This is a genomic window from Acetobacter sp. UBA5411 (assembly GCF_002409645.1).
Taxonomy (GTDB): Bacteria; Pseudomonadota; Alphaproteobacteria; order Acetobacterales; family Acetobacteraceae; genus Acetobacter.
Genome location: NZ_DHNR01000041.1, coordinates 60,230 through 76,587 on the forward strand (window position 1 = coordinate 60,230; position 16,358 = coordinate 76,587).

Genomic DNA, 16,358 nt, shown 5'->3' on the forward strand with positions numbered 1-16,358 from the left:
GCAGGAAAGTGGAGAGAGGCCATCACGCACGATCAGTATCCCGACTGGCGAAAGCCGATGAAGGGTGGCTGAAAAAGCCGCAACCTTTCACCGGATTACTGAAAAAGTCAGTCTGCCCGGAGCATGTAGCCCGCGTTCCGGACAGTGTGGATCAGCGGTTGTTCAAACGGTTTGTCCACTTTCTGACGCAGACGGGACACATGGACATCGATCACGTTCGTCTGCGGGTCGAAGTGATAATCCCACACGCCCTCAAGAAGCATCGTGCGTGTGACAACCTGTCCGGCGTGACGCATCAGAAACTCAAGCAGGCGGAATTCTCGTGGCTGGAGATCAATCTTCTGCCCTTCGCGCTTCACAGTTCGGGACAGCAGGTCCATTTCAAGGCCACTGATTTCCAGCTTGGTCTGAGGGGCTGACTCATTGCGGCCCCGCCGTCCAAGGGCTTCGACACGGGCTAGAAGCTCCGAGAAGGCGAACGGCTTGGTCAGATAATCATCACCCCCGGCTTTGAGGCCGGCAACGCGGTCGTCCACATCAGCCAGAGCGGAAAGGATCAATACCGGAGTCGCATTGGCCTGCGAGCGCAGCGTCTCAAGGATGCGGAGTCCGTCGATGCCGCCGGGTAACATGCGATCAAGGATGATCACGTCAAACTTTTCACTGATGGCAAGGAACAGGCCGTCCTTGCCATTGTCGGCCTGCTCGACGAGGTGGCCTGTCTCGGTCAGGCCCTTGGCGACGAAACCACGGACTGTCGGATCATCCTCAACGAGAAGTATGCGCATAAAACCTGATCTCCGATGCTGCGACGGGTCGCATACTGAATTTAAGCGAAAGATTAGAGAGAGTTGCAGTCCCTGTCACGGGAGGGGCGCCTCTGCCGTTTGCCGCAACCCCGGTTTCCCGCCGAAAAGAGGTCTTACATGAGGTGTTATTCATGTAACGGCGAGGTTGGCTTCATGCTCCTGACCTCAATGGATTTCAGGCAAGATCCTGCTCGTCGAGGTCACGCCAGCTACCACGCGACAAAATCTCGGCGGGGCGGAAGTTGGTCTTGTAGGCCATCTTGCGGCTCTGGGCGATCCAGTAGCCAAGATAGACGTAGGGCAGGCGTCGCCGTCTGGCGTGTTCGATCAGCCAGAGAACCGCAAAACTGCCAAGAGAGCGTGCGCTGTCGGTTGTATCGTAAAAACTGTAGACCGCGGATAGCCCATCGCTCAGTGCATCCACCAGACTGACCGCCATGAGCTGATTTTCCGGCGAACGGAACTCCACCATGAACGTGTCGATGGGGGTATCCTCAATCATGGAGCGATAATCGGCGAAATTCATGCTGGCCATGTCGCCGGTTGCATGTCGGGCAAGCTGATACTGGCGAAACAGCACGAATTGCTCGGCAGTTGCCTTGGCGGGAACCTGAAAGCCTTGCAGATCGGAATTGGCTTTGAAGACGCGTTTCTGCGTACGGCTGGGAGTAAATCGCTGAACGGGAATACGGATCGGAACGCAGGCGTTGCAGCCGTTGCAGACAGGCGCGTAAGCAATGGCGTGACTGCGACGGAAACCAGCGCGTGACAGCCGATCATGTAGCGTTTCCGCATTGGGACCGGAAAGATCGGTGACGACCTTCCGCTCCATCCGATCCGGCAGATAGGGGCAGGGTTGAGGTGCGGTCGTATAGAAAAATTGCGGGTGGCGAGACGAAAAAGTCATCAGTCTTCAGCCTCCCGCATTGCTGTGTGTCCTGCTTCTGACCGGTTCGGCCGTGCAGATCACAGATAATGGCGAACTGCCACGTCCTCCGTCAATTGAAGACCGGGTATGTCCTCATTCTTTTCTCAGAGTTGATAGGCCACGCCAAGGCGGAGCTGAACGCCATTTCGCCAGTTAATACCGTTTTCTGAGATAATTTCATTCCAGAATGGATTATAGGAGGTCTTTCGTGCCCGACCGTAGTTCTGGTAAGTATAGCGCACGCCTCCTGTCAGATGCACGCGATCTGTCATGCGATAGTCAAGGGCGATGTCGCCGCTCCATTCGGGACGAGAGTCATGGACATAAGGATTGTTGCCGCTGAAGTAGGTGTGCGTGTCAAGAAACTGTGCCCAGCCGGCCCGCCCACGAATGACCAGACGGTTGGTAATGGCGTAATCGATATGAAGAGCGAGGCCGACATAACCTCTGCCATAGGCAGTAAAAGTATTTGCTCCTCCAGCTTGATAACCGCCTTGTATGGTCGGCATGATCAGCAGTCGGTCATTGAGGATCAGAAACCCTTTACCGATTTCACCGGTTACATTGATGCTGGATCGGTTTTGTCCAGCCTGGTAACGGGCGTGATCATTGAATGCTGAGCCGGAAGCTGGTTGCACATGCCAAGATGTTTTCTCGCTGAGTTCTATCTGGCCATCATCCAGTGTGAAAGTGGCAGCAGCGTAAAGATGTTTCATGATGCTGGTATCAAACATGTACTGTGCGTCCGCCCGAAAGCCTGGCGTCCAGCCTGTCTGATGGACGCGGTCTGATCGCTGCGATTGATAGCTGTCATTGAAGAACAAGTCCGGGCTAACATTATAATGTCGACCAATGTTACGTGTGACATCCTGAAAATTACCCGTAACAGACAGGCCGATCTCCCGATTGACGGCGACAACGGCCGGCGGAGCAGCGCAGGCAGCGCCGATCATCGAAAAAGTAAGCGTTGCGGCTGTCAGGCAGGTCAGAAAGGCGGTCTTACGAATCATCAGGCTCAGGGCTTTCACCAGCGTTGGAACGTTGGTGAACCGCATGCCACATGTATCAGCGTAGTTACATTGTGATTAAAAGCGTCACATAGAAAGAAAGTTTTTAAGTTATTGATTTTGCTATTATTCTGTATTTTTGGATGTGTGTAATATTTTGGAGTGTTGCGATTTCGTCACTATAAACCGATGGTATCGACAGACGGGATTTCCGCTGTCGATACACTGTTTTGGTCCTTGATTTTTTTTACTGCGCCTTGATGCGCTGGGCGGCCTCAATGGCGAAATAGGTCAGGATGCCGTTCGCACCGGCCCGCTTGAAGGCCAGAAGACTCTCCATGACAGCCCGCTCATGATCCAGCCAGCCATTCTGGATGGCCGCCATCAGCATCGCGTACTCACCTGAGACTTGATAGGCGAAGGTCGGCACGGAGAAGCTGTCCCGCACACGTCGGATGATGTCGAGGTAGGGCATGCCCGGCTTGACCATGACCATGTCCGCGCCTTCGAGAAGATCCGTCTCGACTTCGCGCAGAGCCTCGTCCGAATTGGCCGGATCCATCTGATAGGTTTTCTTGTCACCCTTCAGAAGGCCGCCAGAACCGAGAGCGTCACGGAACGGGCCGTAGAACGCGCTGGCATATTTGGCGGCGTAGGACATGATGCGGGTGTTGATCAGGCCATTCTCGTCCAGATCACGACGAATGGCCTCGATGCGGCCGTCCATCATGTCGGAGGGAGCGATGATGTCGATGCCGGCGGCTGCCTGATTGGTCGCCTGTACCTTCAGGATATCAACGGATTTGTCGTTCACGACATAGCCGTTCTCGATAATCCCGTCATGGCCATGATTGGTGTAAGGATCGAGCGCGACATCGCCGATCAGTCCCATGTCCGGAAATTCTTTTTTCAGCAGACGGGCAGCCCGACACATCAGGTTGTCGGGGTTGAGCGCTTCGGTTCCGGCTTCGTCACGTACCTCGGACGGGGTGATGGGGAACAGGGCCAGCGCGGGAATGTCCAGCTTGGCCGCTGTTTCGACATGCGCCGCCAATCTGTCGAGAGTGACGCGCTGCACGCCGGGCATCGACGCAACATCCGTAACGGAGTTGCTGCCTTCCATCACGAAGATTGGCCAGATCAGGTCATCAATGGAAAGACTGTTCTCGGCAACCAGTCTGCGGGTGAAACGGTCCTGCCTGTTGCGGCGCAGGCGTGTCAGCGGAAAACGACCGACAGTCATGACAACTCCTCTTGTCCCGTTGGATACCGCAATCACGGCGATAGGCACGGTGTGAACACACATGATTCCCGTCAGGCCCGAGCAGATGCTCTCGAGCCATACAGAAACGTGGCTAAAGCAGACCGAGGCGGCGTCAGGCCGCACGGGATATGCTCCTTACAGCGGGGGGATTATGCGCCCGGCTGGCGGGTTTGCAAAATCGCCGTCAACAATGTCTGGGCTGACTGCAATGACTGTAAACGGAGAGATCAGCCTACGGCATAATTGATTCTGAATGGAAATATTCTGTTTTAAAAATGATATCGGTCCGGCTGGTCCAGAGGTATTCATTATATTCAGTGGGGATGGGTCATTTTTCTTTGGGAAGTGATCATCGTGACACTGCTATCGGATATTTCGATATAACATGTACAGATTAACCTATATCTGTGATGTTTCTGTATCTCCGGAGAAAATAAATAGGGGTAATGATGATTCGTCTTGCGGAAATGCGACAGGCGCGTCATATCTGAATCATTGCGAAACCGATAGAAATGAGTCTCATGACGTTCCCGCATTCGCGTAATACGAAGGGCAGTCGCGCTGCTTTTCTCCGCTCTTTACTGGGCGGGGTCGCCCTTCTTGCAGTAACAGCCTCGGCGCGGGCAGACGAACCCATTCCCCAGACGGAACAAAGCGACATTGCGACGCTGGCCCCATGGTCGCCTCATACGCTTCTGGTCGTGGATGCGGTGTATCAGCATGGCAAGGATGGTCGTGCCTATGTAGTGGACGCCGACAAGGGGCGTCTGCTGGGAATGGTGCAGGCTGCCTATAACCCCAATGTCGTTCTGTCGCCTGACGCAAGCCATTTCTTTGTTGGTGAAACAACATGGGAACGCGGCAATCGCGGTGAGCGTAACGATCTGCTGGCTGAATATGAAAGCAGCACGCTGAAGATCGTTGCTGACGAGAAGCTACCGTCCCGTGCGCTGGTCACGCCCAAGCGCAACAACCTCGCGATCAGCGCGGACGGGTCTCATGTCTATGTTTACCAGATGAGCCCGGGTAGTGCGGTCGAAGTGGTGGATACTGCGTCCCATAAGGTCACGCAGACGGTCGATGTGCCGGGTTGTGCGTTGGTTTACCCTTGGGGCAACAGCGGTTTTTCCTCTCTCTGTGCTGATGGCACGCTGGCCAATGTCAGCATTGGCGCTGACGGCAAGCCGTCCATGACGCATAGCGCGGCTTTCTTTGAGCCTGACCACGACGGCATCTTCGAGCAGAGCCCATCCGTGACCAAGGATGGTATGGCCTGGTTCATCAGCTATACCGGCAAGGTTTACGAAACGAAGCTTGGCGCGGATGCTGTTATCGGCAAGCCCTGGTCCCTGCAGGAAGGTGCTGGCATGAAGGCTGCGCCGGACTCGTCCAAACCTTTTGAGGTGACGTGGCGTCCGGGTGGCTGGCAGATGTCCGCTCTGCATAAAAGCAATCATGAGCTGTATGTTCTGATGCACAAGGGACCGTTCTGGAGTCATAAGGACGGTGGTTCGGAAGTCTGGGTTTACGATACCGAAACGCACAAACGCGTTCGCCGTATGTCCCTGCCAACGCCGAGCCCGATGGTCGGTGTGACTCAGGATGACCATCCGCTGATGTTCACAACTGACGAAGACACGGGTGATTTTTACATCCTCGATGCGAAAACCGGCAAGCAGGTGCACAAGATGAAAGCCCTTGGCGGTTCGCTGATCTTCACGGTTGCGCCCGGTGAAGGATGAATGCCGCCTCTCTCATGATGGGTGGACTTTCAGCCCTCTGTGCCGGAGGGGTGGGGATCATGTTTCTTGTCGCTGGAGTGTCCAAGCTACGGGAACATGACCTCTTTCTTGGAACGCTGTCGTCCTACCGGCTTCTTCCCGCATGGTCTCTTGAGGCTGCTGCGTGGGGGCTGGGTGCGGCAGAGGTGCTTGTTGGCCTGATGTTGTTGTCCGGTGTCGGGCGGGGCGTTGGGGGCGTTGTCGCCGCTGGGCTTCTGGTGCTCTTCGCTGTGGCGATGGGCATCAACGTCATGCGGGGACGCACTGACCTGTCCTGTGGCTGCACACCGGGTCAGAAAGGCGAGACGCTTTCCTGGTCATTGGTGTTGCGGACGCTGGGTTGTGCGTTGCCCGCACTGCTGCCTGTGATGGCTGGGGCGGCACATTCCATCAGTGTCCAGCTTGAGGGCGTCGCCTGTGGCGTGGCTCTGTGGGTGCTCTGGCAGGCACTGCGTGTGCTGCCGGATGTGTCTCTCAGTGATGCGACAGGAGAGAGGGCATGATGGTCGCTCTTCTCATCTGGCAGGGCTTTCTGACGGTTTTGGTGCTGGTGCTTGCTGTGACGCTGCTCGCGCTCGCACGCCAGATCGGTGTTCTTCACGAACGCACCGCGCCGATTGGCGATCAGGAAGCGCGGCCGGGACTGGATGTCGGACAGACTGTTCCGAGACTGGTTCTGCACACGCTGGAAGACAAGCCGGTCATGATCGGTGACGCCCTGCAACCGGGACATTACCAGATGCTCCTGTTCGTGGCGCCTGAATGCCCGGTCTGCAAACGCGTGATTCCCATTGCGCGTGAGGTGGCCGCTTCCAGAGGGTTCGAGTTTTTGTTTGTCGGGGACGGTCCTGTTCCCGAACTTCAGGACATGGTGGCCAGCCGCCCTGAGATGCAGGGTGTTCCGCTTCTGACGGGAGTGGAGCTTGGGCTGGTCCTGCAAATCAACCGTCTGCCTGCTTTGGTGCTGCTCGATGAGCGCGGCGTCATCCGGGTCAAGGATATTGTGAATACACGCCGTCAGATCGAGGACTTGCTGGACACTGTTCCGGTGGCTCCAAAAGTCGAGCGGGTGGAGACAGGAGTGATTTCTCATGCTGCCGTCTGAAAAGAAACAGGGTTCAATGCTGGATCGTCTGACAGAAAGCGTTCTTCGGCGGATCGCCGGGCGTACCTCGCGCCGCGATGTGCTGACAAAGGTCGGTGGTGCTGTTGCGGCGGCTCCGGCATTCATGCTGTTGCCGGTCAGCCGCGCTGATGCGGCGACTGCAAAGCCCAAGGCGCAGTCACCGTTTGCAGCGAAAGCACAGGCCAAGGATGATCTGGCCTGCGATTACTGGCGTTACTGCGCCATCGACGGCAATCTCTGCACCTCCTGCGGTGGCGGCACCCATACGTGCCCACCGGGAACCGCGCCGTCTCCCACTTCATGGATCGGAAGCTGCTACAATCCGCAGGATGGCAATTCCTACATGATTGCTTATCGTGACTGCTGTGGTCAGGACTCCTGTAACGAGGTGACCTGCCTCAATACGGATGGTGATCAGCCGTCCTATCGCCCGATGGCCAACAACGACATCATCTGGTGTTTCGGAACGGGAACATCGGAGATGTACAATTGCTCGACCGCAGCCGTGGTCGGCAGGGCATCGTAAGACTCCAGAAGCAGATTGTAGTGATAATGAAGAAAATTCTCCTTTCCCTGAGTGCCGCGGCCCTTCTTGTCGGCGGCACGGCCATCTCCGGCAACGCACATGCCGCAGCAGACGGACAGCAGCTTTACACAGCGAATTGCAGCCTTTGCCATCAGGCCAGCGCCGCAGGTGTTGTCGGGCAGTTTCCCCCGCTCAAGGACCGTATCGGTGCGATTGCTTCCACACCGGAAGGCAAGGCGTATGTCACGCACGTTCTGCTCAACGGTCTGTCCGGCATGATCAAGGCTGGCGGTAACCCTTACATGGGCTACATGCCGTCCTTCGGTGCGCAGAGTGACGAGAATATTGCGGCCATTCTGACCTATGTTGCGTCTCTCAGCGACGTAAAGCCTGCACCGACTTTCACTGCTGATGAGGTGAAGAAGGAACGTGCGTCCTCCCTGACGCCTGCGGCTGTTCTTGAAGAGCGAAACAAGTTGAATGCTGCGCATCCTGTTCCCTGAAAAAGCGGGATTGCGACGTTCAGTTTTCGGAACGGCTCTCATGATGCGGGTCGTTCCGGTTCTGATGCTGATCGCGGGAAGTGGGTTCTTCCTGTCCGGTGTTTCCCATGCGGCGGATTCCGTGGAGCACGCGACTGTGCTTGACCACACCAGCGTGACCTACCTGTCCCATTGCGGCGGCTGTCACGGTATTGAAGGTGTGTCGGGCAGCAGCTTTGTTCCCACCCTGCGCAACGCTGTCGGTGGGTTCGCCTGCACGGATGAGGGGCGCGCCTATCTGATCCGTGTGCCCGGTGTGTCGATGTCGCTCATTCGGGACGATCAGACCCTCGCGGATGTCATGAATTTCGTGATGTTCCGACTGGCGGGGAGCAGTCTCCCCGCAGGGTTTCGCCCCTATACAGCGGCCGAAATCCATCAATGGCGGGGAGAGCCTTTGTCGGTTCCGGATTTCATGGCGCAGCGTGGTCAGACTCTTGAACGTTCTCTGGCAGCCTGTGCCCAGAAGACTGCAAAGAAACTGTAAAAATAAAACGGTCGCTCATCTCTGTAATCTTCTGGATACCGGGACGTCGCTGACCAGCCAGTATGATGTCAGACAAGGAGTGTTCCGCACATGGCTTTTCGTCCCCGTCTCTCCATTGGTGCGTATTTTGCACTCCAGCTTGTTTCGCTGCCTGCTTTTGCTCAGGAGCGACTGACACCGGAAGAGTCGGGACGTCCTCTGGTCGGTGAGGAGACGGGAGCCGAGAAAGCTGATGCTGCCAAGGTGGACGTGAATCTTCAACCACCCGGAAGCCATAGCTGGTTTGACGATCTCGAAGGTCATATCGTTGTTGAAGCCGGTGTGAACGGCAATCCCTGGACCCATACAGGACGTAACTGGGCGCAGTCCTACGTCGATCGCGCCAATACCGCGACCCTAAACCAGATTACAGGCACGCTGTCTCATCCGGTTTCGGATATCGGTGCCGGATACGGGCTCGGTTTCACGTTTGAAGTCCTGTATGGCTCGGACGCCCGTTTCAACCCGACCATCGGCATGGCGGATGGGGCGATCACTGGCATGTATCAGTTTGCACCTACGCAGGCGCATGTCGATGCGCATCTTCCCTGGTTCACAAAAGATGGTGTCGATCTTCAGATCGGACAGATGTACGGTATGCAGGGTGTGGAAGGGACGGATGCGCTGGAACGTCCTTTCTACAGTTATAACTACTCGTCCGACTTTATCGTGCCGTTCGAAGTGGTCGGTGTGACGGCGACCGTTCATCTGGCGGACCATTTCGACTGGATTCTCGGCGTGAACGCCGGTAACTCGACGTCATTCGGTGGTGCGAAAAACAACAGTCGTCCGAAGGGATATTTCGGTTTCCAGTCAAACGGTCTTCTTGATTGAAAGCTGGATATTTCTGCTCTTGCCTATGTCGGGCCGCAGCAGAGCGTGTACGCCATTGGTCGCGACGCCAATCATGAGATGGAATATATCGGCGACATCATCGCATCCTATAAAATCAATGATGCGACGACGTTTACTCTCAACGGCACGTATTTTCATGATGATTACCTGCAGGACGATGTCTATGGCGTGACGGCCTATTTCGCACATGACTTCTATCCCTGGCTGACACTTAACGTCCGTGGTGAGATTTTCCGTGATAACAATGGCGGCGTGGTCGGAAACAATACTTCGACAATGTCTTATGTGAACGAATTGCGCGGACGACCCTATCCTTATGATTATGCCGCAGGAACCACCTATGGCGAACTGACGGTGGGTGTAGCCTATCGTCCACAGTTCCTGCATCTGCCGAAAGGCAGCCTGACCATTCGTCCGGAACTGCGTCTGGATAAGTCGCTGAATGGAACAAGACCTTTCAATCGCGTGTCGCCCACGGATGATCCAACCATCAACTATGCGAACAACGGCACCAACAACATGTTCTGGTTCAGCTGTGACGCAATCTGGGCATTCTGAAGTCTGTAGGCTGGAGGCGGGACGATGACAGCACTGATCTGTGTCAATGTGCTGCTGACGGTGGTGCTGCTGGCGACGCTTTTTGTGACCTGGCGATTGACGCGTCAGGTCCGGCAGCTTTTTAAGGAAGTCGCACCGGCAGGAGCGCTGACAGGATCGAAAGGCCCGCAGCCGGGGGACAACTGCCCGTCAGGACCATTCCGTTTGCTGAACGGAGCGGCTTTCAGTCCAGTTCGCAAAGGTGGCACGACTCTTCTGCTGTTTGTCTCTGCAACATGTCCTGTGTCGCGCAAGATTATCCCGATTGCACAGGACTTCTGCCGGAAAGAGCATGTCGATCTGGTCTTTGCCGGGGATGATGTGCCGGAGGTTCAGCAGCGTTTTGTTCAACAGTCAGGGATAAAGGCGGATTGCTTTATCAATGATCCCACCATTGGACGTGTTCTGGAGGTCGATAAACTTCCTGCTGCATTCCTGCTTTCTTCAGAGGGCGTCATACTGTCCCGCGGTCTGGTGAACAGCCGGGAACATCTGGAAAGTCTGCTCAACGCCTGGGAAAGCGGTTTTACAACGGTGCAGGATTACATCACGCACCGTAAGCGCCAGAAAATTCAGGCGGCCTGACAGGTATTTCTCCCCCTAACTGTTCTTGTCAGAAACAGAAATCTGCTCTCTGGAAAAGGAAGTTCCAGAGAGCAGGGGATCTTAGTCTGGCTTCTTCGCAAATTCGCTGAAGGCGTGTTCTGATGGTTTGCCCTCTGTAAAATGCGTCATCACAAAAGCGGCAATGTCATTCAGGTCTTTCTGGCTGTAATTCCCTCCTGAGAAAGCTGGCATGGGCTGATTTCCCTTGTCCGTCATTAGGGTCGAACCTTTAATGATGACATGGAGGAGATTACGGCCATTATCGGCACTCAGACTGCGAGCTCCGGCAATACTGGCGAAAGCGGACTGGCGACCACTGCCGTCAGGTAGATGACAGCCGCTACAGGCCGATGCGAACAGTCTCGCTCCGTTTGTCTGCTGGGGCAGGGTGGTATCGCCAGAGGTGGGCTGGCGAACCGGCGCTGCCTCATCATTGGATGACTGAGGTTTTACATCACGCAGATAGACAATCATGGCGTGAATATCATCGGGTTTCAGATGACGCAGGCTATAACTGACGACTTCTGCCATATCACCCGACGCTGTGCCGTGACCATCAGCATGGCCAGTCGCCAGATAGTCGGCCAGCGCCTGATCCGTCCATGCGCCCAGACCGCTGCTTTTGTCAGAAGTGATATTGTAGGCACGCTGACCGTTGACGACATTTCCTGCAAAAGCCTTATCTTTTGACAGGCCGAAAGTTATTGTGCGCGGCGAATGACAGTCAGCACAATGTCCGGGCCCCTCGACCAGATACCGGCCCCTGTTCCACTCAGGCGATTTCTGCGGATCGTCAGGATAGGACGAGGCCGGACCATTGAGCAGGTTCCAGCCGATCATCAGAGCCCGGATGGAAAACGGGAATTTTACCTGATTGGCCGGAGCTGTATTGGCAGACGGGGGAACTGTTGCGAGCCACGCACGGAGATCCTTCATCTCGTCCACGCTCATGCGGGAGTAGGCGGGGTAAGGCATGGCCGGATAGAGATGCTTCCAGCTGGGAGAGACGCCCTCTCGCACGGATTTTACGAATTCATCGTCTGTCCAGCGGCCAATTCCATGAACCGGATCAGGCGTGATGTTCGGGGAGTAGATGACCCCAATGCCCGGCACATTGAAGGCGCGTCCTCCCGCGAAAGGCGCGCCACCCGGTGCGGTGTGGCAGGCCTCGCAGTCTGCGGCGCGTGCGAGATATTCGCCCCGTTCAAGTGAGGAGGCTGTGGCGGCATGAGAGGTCGAGAAAAGGCTGGTTCCGGCAAGCAGGACGAGTACAAAACAGGAATGCGAGACAGTGCGGCGGTTCATCGTGCTGCCTCCTTTTCCTGATTTCGGCTGGAAAGCAGGGGGAGTGTCCGATAACGATGTCCCTGTGCCGAGGCCATTGCGTTGGCCAGCGCCGGAGCCGCCGCTGCCGTTCCAACTTCTCCAATGCCGCCCGGATCTTCCGTGCTGGCGATCAGGTGAACATCAATGCGTCGCGGGGCTTCGTTCATGCGCATCACACGCCATGTATTAAAATTGTTTTCCTGCACACGACCATTTTCCAGAGTGATCTCGTTATAGAGCGCCGCGCTGAAACCAAAGATCAGACCGCCTTCAATCTGGGAAACGACCTGATCCGGATTGACGACCTGTCCGCAATCCACCGCTGCTGTCACGCGATGGATGATGACGGTCTCTGGTGTCTGCATCTCGATTTCCGCAACGGTGGCCATGTAGGAGCCGAAGGCGAATTGAAGTGCGACACCTCGTGCCCGTCCTTTCGGCACAGGGTCGCTCCAGTCTGAGTCCTTAGCTACTCTATCCAGAACAGCGACGGCACGAGCATTGTCTTTCGCAAGCTCCCTGCGGTAGGCAACCGGATCAATGCCAGCTTTGACGGCAAGCTCGTCAATGAAGTTTTCCACGACAAATAGACCGCGCGTGCCACCAACGCCACGCCACCATGCGGTGATGACACCCGGTGCTTCGCGTCTTGCGAATTCAAGCCTGTAAACATCGTAAGTGTAGGACGTAATCAGTGTGGCGACGGAAAGATCCTCGTCATAGCCCTCTTTTGTCAGTTCCGGCGGGTCCCAGCGGGCGACGACAGCAGGGCCGACAATGCGATGTTTCATGGCCGTGACATGGCCTTTTTCATCAAGACCAGCCGTGACTTCATCGACATACGCGGGACGATAGCGGTCGCGTGTAATGTCTTCCTCACGGCTCCAGACAATCTTCAGTGGATAACTCGTCTGTTTCGCAAACTGCACACACTGCGTGATGTATTCATGCTCCAGCCGGCGACCAAACCCACCGCCTATGTACTGGCTGTGAACCGTGATCTTCTCCTTGGGAAGGCCAGTGACGTCTGCGGCTGTTTCCTGCGCACGGTCAGCGACCTGTGTGCCAACCCAGACATCACAGCCGTCCGGACGGACATGAGCCGTACAGTTGATCGGTTCCATGGTCGCATGGGCCAGCATGGGCTGCTGGTAAACAGCACTGTAAGTGGAATGGGATTTCGCAATGACGGCGTCCGCATCCCCTTTGGGGCTGGGAATGATCGCTGGTCCTTTCAGACCGTCATGCAACTGATCGTAAATTGTCTGTGTGTTGACGTGAGCATTGTCGTTCTCACTCCACACAGGACGCAGAGCCTGTAGCCCCTTGTGCGCCGCCCAGTAATGCTCAGCCACAACACAGACAGCATCGCGCGGCTCATTGACCAGAACAGCCACAACGCCCCGCACGGCCATAGCAGCGTCACGATCCAGACTGCGGACTGTACCACCCATGACCGGACTGGCGGCTACCGTTCCGATTTTCTGGCCCGGAACATTGATGTCGATGCCGAAAACCGCAGTGCCGTTCACCTTGATGGCGCTATCGACACGATGCTGTGATTTGCCGATCAGGCTGTAATCGGATGCTGCCTTGAGTGTCGGTTCCTTGGGGAGAGGAAGTTTGGCGGCCTCCGTGGCCAGTTCGCCAAACGTGAAGGTCCGACCGGACGGCGTGTGCGAGACAACACCTGACGCGGCGGTGCAGCTTGATGGTGCAACATTCCATCGGCTGGCAGCGGCCTGAACAAGCACCGTTCTTGCCGCCGCTCCGGCTTCACGCAGAGGCTTCCATTCGGTCATGATGGAGGTGGAGCCACCAGTGATCTCGGCGCTGCCGGGAGGGGCGGCCTCAATCTCGATCTGCGCCAGATCGACGCCAAGTTCCTCGGCGATCAGCATGACGGATGACGTATAGATACCTTGCCCCATTTCGATATTGGGTAAGATCAGGGTGATGCTGTTGTCGGGCGTAATGCGGATATAGGCATTGGGCGCAAAGGGAGCCGTGGCGTTTTCAACAAGCATGCCCGTGGACGCACGTGGGGAGGCCGAAGGCCAGAGTGTCGCCAGCAGCAGTCCACCGCCACCGAAAAGCGCGGCGCGACGGGTGGTGAGGGGCATCCGGGTCATGCTGTTTCTCCCGCCGCCAGATGAATGGCCTTGCGGATGCGCATATAGGTGCCGCAGCGACACATATTGCCGGACATGGCGCTGTCGATCTGCTCATCCGTCGGGTTCGGAACGGTTTTCAGCAGGCCAATCGCCGCCATCACCTGTCCCGGCTGACAGTAACCGCACTGCACAACATCCAGATTGGTCCAGGCTTTCTTGACGGCGTGCACGATGGGGTCGGCGTTGTCGACGCCTTCAATAGTGGTGACAGAGCGCTCACCGATCATGCCGACAGGCAGATTGCAGGCACGAACAGGATGACCGTCGAGATGGACAGTGCAGACACCACACTGGGCGATGCCGCACCCGAATTTCGTGCCGTTCAGCCCAAGCACATCGCGCAAGACCCACAGCAAAGGCGTGTCAGGATCGACATCGACCGAATGTGTCTGCCCATTCACGCGCACTGTCTGCATGTGAGTCCTCTTGAGTGTTGTGGCTGTTCTAAACGACCATAACACCTGAAAAACGTTCTGGCTTCATTATTGGAAAATTATTTGTTTATGTCTGTATATATTGAAATATAGATGGGGTTTTTATTATCGATAACTGTTTTCAACAGGATATAGACTTCGTCAGATCCACATCCGGAACGTACCCCATCCAACTTTCCCTTATCCTGTTCTCACAAGGGATTATGTGTAAGGCTGCCGCCCGAATTTCGACTGTCTGGGAAATTTTCGTGCAGCCCACTTCCGACACACAGACCACAGCTTCCAGCCGACCTGTGACCCGGGTCTTTGTCTTTACCGGCCTTATCCTCACCATGATCATGGCGGCGCTGGATCAGAGCATCGTCTCGACAGCGCTCCCCACCATTGTGAGCGATCTGGGCGGGCTGGCGCATATCTCGTGGATCGTCACGGCGTTCATGCTGACCTCCACCATCGCCACGCCCATGTATGGCAAGCTGTCGGACATGTTCGGGCGCAGACCGCTGCTCGCCTTCAGCATTGGCGCTTTCCTGTTTGCCTCGCTCCTGTGCGGTGTAGCGCAGAGCATGTGGCAACTGGTGTTCTTCCGGGGGCTTCAGGGAATTGGCGCTGGCGGCCTGATGACACTGTCGCAAACGGTCATCGGCGATATCGTGCCACCCCAGCAGCGGGGACGCTATCAGGGCCTGTTCACCGGAGCCTTTGCCGTCAGCAGTGTCACCGGGCCGTTCTTGGGCGGTGTGCTGACAAGTTCCTTTTCCTGGCGCTGGGTGTTCCTCGTCAACCTGCCTGTTGGTCTGCTCGCATTCGCCCTGATCATGCTGGGACTTCCTGCGGGACGCGCCGGGAGAAAGCCGCAGATTGATTATCTTGGGGCCGCTCTACTGAGCGTCGCCACGGCAGGCTTTCTGCTGCTGTTCAATTCCATCGGCACAACGCTCTCATGGACCTCGCCTCTGGCGGGCCTGCTTTTCGGTGTCAGCTTCCTGTTTCTGGTGATGTTCATTCGACAGGAAAGACGAGCGCCCGAGCCTCTGGTCAGTCTTGATCTGTTGCGGATTCTGGATTTCTCCGTATGCGTCGCGGCTACCGGCATCATGTCATTCGCTATGATGGGATCAATGATTTTCCTACCTCTGTATTATCAGCTCGTCCTTGGCGAGACGCCCGAAGTCTCCGGTCTGATGATGCTGCCCCAGGTCGGCACCATGATGATCAGCTCGGTTCTGGGAGGGTATGTTTCGTCAAAGACCCAGCGTTATGAACTGTTGCTGGTCATTGGTGTGGGAATTGAATTTACCGGTCTCAGCCTGATCGCATTCTGTGCGCATCATGGGGCTCCGGCCCTGTTCTTTCTGCTGAGTCTGGGCGCTTTGGGGATCGGCATGGGTATCGGTATGCCAAATGCGACGGTCCTCATCCAGAACTCCGTGCCCGGCAACAGGCTCGGCATTGCGACGGCCATGATGTCCTTCATCCGCTCGCTGGGTGGTTCGCTCGGCGTGGCGCTTTCCGGCGGCGTCATGGCGCTGACCTTGCAGAAAAACCTGAGTGATTTGCCAGAAAAAATCGATATCGCGGCTTTTCTGGAAAAAGGAATGGCGGCGATCAAGACTGTTTCGCCGGAAGTGCATACGGAAGTGACGGAGGCTTACAAGGGGGCGATCAGTGCCAGCCTCAGTGTCAGCAGCAGCTTCATGTTTCTGGCGTTTCTGATGATTTTGGGGTTGGTGATCCGGCAGGGGAAGAAGAGGTAAAGGTTTTGTGGATGTGATCGGATCGTTATTTCTGCAGCTTTTTCAAAAAAAGCTTCACTAAAAACTTCGGGGCCGGTTGTAAACGCGGCAGCTAAGAGGG

15 protein-coding genes and 1 pseudogene are annotated in these 16,358 nt (G+C 56.1%); 9 read left to right on the top strand and 7 right to left on the bottom strand.

What is annotated here, in order from left to right:
• Positions 1-107: 107 nt before the first annotated feature.
• The 4 genes from B3759_RS14995 to hemB form a co-directional block, all read right to left on the bottom strand.
• Positions 108-788, bottom strand: coding sequence for a response regulator transcription factor (locus tag B3759_RS14995; protein WP_291367167.1), 681 nt, complete (start codon positions 786-788; stop codon positions 108-110).
• Positions 789-984: 196 nt separating this feature from the next.
• Positions 985-1,716 (bottom strand): arginyltransferase, encoded by a 732-nt coding sequence (locus tag B3759_RS15000; RefSeq protein WP_291367169.1) that lies wholly within the window; start codon positions 1,714-1,716, stop codon positions 985-987.
• A gap of 125 nt (positions 1,717-1,841) precedes the next feature.
• A complete protein-coding gene (locus B3759_RS15005; protein ID WP_291367171.1) occupies positions 1,842-2,792 on the bottom strand; it encodes a hypothetical protein in 951 nt (316 codons plus the stop codon).
• Between the two features lie 199 nt (positions 2,793-2,991).
• Positions 2,992-3,987 carry a porphobilinogen synthase gene (hemB, locus tag B3759_RS15010; RefSeq protein WP_291367173.1) on the bottom strand — a complete coding sequence of 332 codons (996 nt, stop codon included), beginning with the start codon at positions 3,985-3,987 and terminating at the stop codon, positions 2,992-2,994.
• A 533-nt stretch (positions 3,988-4,520) separates the two neighbouring features.
• On the opposite strand from hemB, the gene B3759_RS15015 reads away from it, so the two are divergent.
• The 8 genes and pseudogenes from B3759_RS15015 (at position 4,521) to B3759_RS15050 (ending at position 10,546) form a co-directional block, all read left to right on the top strand.
• Complete coding sequence (locus B3759_RS15015; RefSeq protein ID WP_349679304.1) at positions 4,521-5,750, top strand: amine dehydrogenase large subunit; 1,230 nt, start codon at positions 4,521-4,523, stop codon at positions 5,748-5,750.
• On the top strand, positions 5,747-6,292 hold the full coding sequence (locus B3759_RS15020) for a MauE/DoxX family redox-associated membrane protein (RefSeq protein WP_291367177.1): 546 nt from the start codon (positions 5,747-5,749) through the stop codon (positions 6,290-6,292). The genes B3759_RS15015 and B3759_RS15020 overlap by 4 nt, the downstream gene beginning before the upstream one ends.
• Entirely contained in the window at positions 6,289-6,894 is a 606-nt protein-coding gene (locus tag B3759_RS15025) for an alkyl hydroperoxide reductase (protein WP_291367179.1), read from the top strand. The genes B3759_RS15020 and B3759_RS15025 overlap by 4 nt, the downstream gene beginning before the upstream one ends.
• Positions 6,881-7,441, top strand: a complete 561-nt coding sequence (locus B3759_RS15030) for a methylamine dehydrogenase light chain (protein ID WP_010667141.1) — start codon at positions 6,881-6,883, stop codon at positions 7,439-7,441. The genes B3759_RS15025 and B3759_RS15030 overlap by 14 nt, the downstream gene beginning before the upstream one ends.
• 26 nt (positions 7,442-7,467) lie before the next feature.
• Positions 7,468-7,944: a c-type cytochrome gene (locus B3759_RS15035; protein WP_291367182.1), complete on the top strand. Its 477-nt coding sequence runs from the start codon at positions 7,468-7,470 to the stop codon at positions 7,942-7,944.
• Entirely contained in the window at positions 7,922-8,470 is a 549-nt protein-coding gene (locus tag B3759_RS15040) for a c-type cytochrome (RefSeq protein WP_291367184.1), read from the top strand. The genes B3759_RS15035 and B3759_RS15040 overlap by 23 nt, the downstream gene beginning before the upstream one ends.
• 90 nt (positions 8,471-8,560) lie before the next feature.
• Positions 8,561-9,922: pseudogene (locus B3759_RS15045) on the top strand (outer membrane beta-barrel protein).
• Between the two features lie 24 nt (positions 9,923-9,946).
• A complete protein-coding gene (locus tag B3759_RS15050) occupies positions 9,947-10,546 on the top strand; it encodes a methylamine utilization protein MauD (protein ID WP_291367185.1) in 600 nt (199 codons plus the stop codon).
• An 81-nt stretch (positions 10,547-10,627) separates the two neighbouring features.
• On the opposite strand, the gene B3759_RS15055 is transcribed toward B3759_RS15050, so the two are convergent.
• Genes B3759_RS15055 through B3759_RS15065 form a run of 3 tightly spaced genes read right to left on the bottom strand, consistent with a single transcriptional unit; the run spans position 10,628 to position 14,483 of the window.
• Positions 10,628-11,872, bottom strand: coding sequence for a cytochrome c (locus tag B3759_RS15055; RefSeq protein WP_291367187.1), 1,245 nt, complete (start codon positions 11,870-11,872; stop codon positions 10,628-10,630).
• Entirely contained in the window at positions 11,869-14,025 is a 2,157-nt protein-coding gene (locus B3759_RS15060; RefSeq protein WP_291367189.1) for a xanthine dehydrogenase family protein molybdopterin-binding subunit, read from the bottom strand. The genes B3759_RS15055 and B3759_RS15060 overlap by 4 nt, the downstream gene beginning before the upstream one ends.
• Entirely contained in the window at positions 14,022-14,483 is a 462-nt protein-coding gene (locus B3759_RS15065) for a (2Fe-2S)-binding protein (protein ID WP_291367191.1), read from the bottom strand. The genes B3759_RS15060 and B3759_RS15065 overlap by 4 nt, the downstream gene beginning before the upstream one ends.
• Positions 14,484-14,704: 221 nt before the next feature.
• Between B3759_RS15065 and B3759_RS15070 the strand changes: the two genes are divergently transcribed.
• The gene (locus tag B3759_RS15070) at positions 14,705-16,258 is read left to right on the top strand and encodes an MDR family MFS transporter (RefSeq protein ID WP_408736501.1); all 1,554 of its coding nucleotides are present in this window, start codon (positions 14,705-14,707) and stop codon (positions 16,256-16,258) included.
• The last annotated feature ends 100 nt before the right edge of the window (positions 16,259-16,358 follow it).

Bases quoted from the DNA above. Each gene is read 5' to 3' on its own strand.
- B3759_RS14995 (WP_291367167.1), bottom strand. From the start codon at position 788: ATGCGCATACTTCTCGTTGAGGATGATCCGACAGTCCGTGGTTTCGTC.
- B3759_RS15000 (WP_291367169.1), bottom strand. From the start codon at position 1,716: ATGACTTTTTCGTCTCGCCACCCGCAATTTTTCTATACGACCGCACCT.
- B3759_RS15005 (WP_291367171.1), bottom strand. From the start codon at position 2,792: ATGCGGTTCACCAACGTTCCAACGCTGGTGAAAGCCCTGAGCCTGATG.
- hemB (WP_291367173.1), bottom strand. From the start codon at position 3,987: ATGACTGTCGGTCGTTTTCCGCTGACACGCCTGCGCCGCAACAGGCAG.
- B3759_RS15015 (WP_349679304.1), top strand. From the start codon at position 4,521: ATGAGTCTCATGACGTTCCCGCATTCGCGTAATACGAAGGGCAGTCGC.
- B3759_RS15020 (WP_291367177.1), top strand. From the start codon at position 5,747: ATGAATGCCGCCTCTCTCATGATGGGTGGACTTTCAGCCCTCTGTGCC.
- B3759_RS15025 (WP_291367179.1), top strand. From the start codon at position 6,289: ATGATGGTCGCTCTTCTCATCTGGCAGGGCTTTCTGACGGTTTTGGTG.
- B3759_RS15030 (WP_010667141.1), top strand. From the start codon at position 6,881: ATGCTGCCGTCTGAAAAGAAACAGGGTTCAATGCTGGATCGTCTGACA.
- B3759_RS15035 (WP_291367182.1), top strand. From the start codon at position 7,468: ATGAAGAAAATTCTCCTTTCCCTGAGTGCCGCGGCCCTTCTTGTCGGC.
- B3759_RS15040 (WP_291367184.1), top strand. From the start codon at position 7,922: ATGCTGCGCATCCTGTTCCCTGAAAAAGCGGGATTGCGACGTTCAGTT.
- B3759_RS15050 (WP_291367185.1), top strand. From the start codon at position 9,947: ATGACAGCACTGATCTGTGTCAATGTGCTGCTGACGGTGGTGCTGCTG.
- B3759_RS15055 (WP_291367187.1), bottom strand. From the start codon at position 11,872: ATGAACCGCCGCACTGTCTCGCATTCCTGTTTTGTACTCGTCCTGCTT.
- B3759_RS15060 (WP_291367189.1), bottom strand. From the start codon at position 14,025: ATGACCCGGATGCCCCTCACCACCCGTCGCGCCGCGCTTTTCGGTGGC.
- B3759_RS15065 (WP_291367191.1), bottom strand. From the start codon at position 14,483: ATGCAGACAGTGCGCGTGAATGGGCAGACACATTCGGTCGATGTCGAT.
- B3759_RS15070 (WP_408736501.1), top strand. From the start codon at position 14,705: ATGTGTAAGGCTGCCGCCCGAATTTCGACTGTCTGGGAAATTTTCGTG.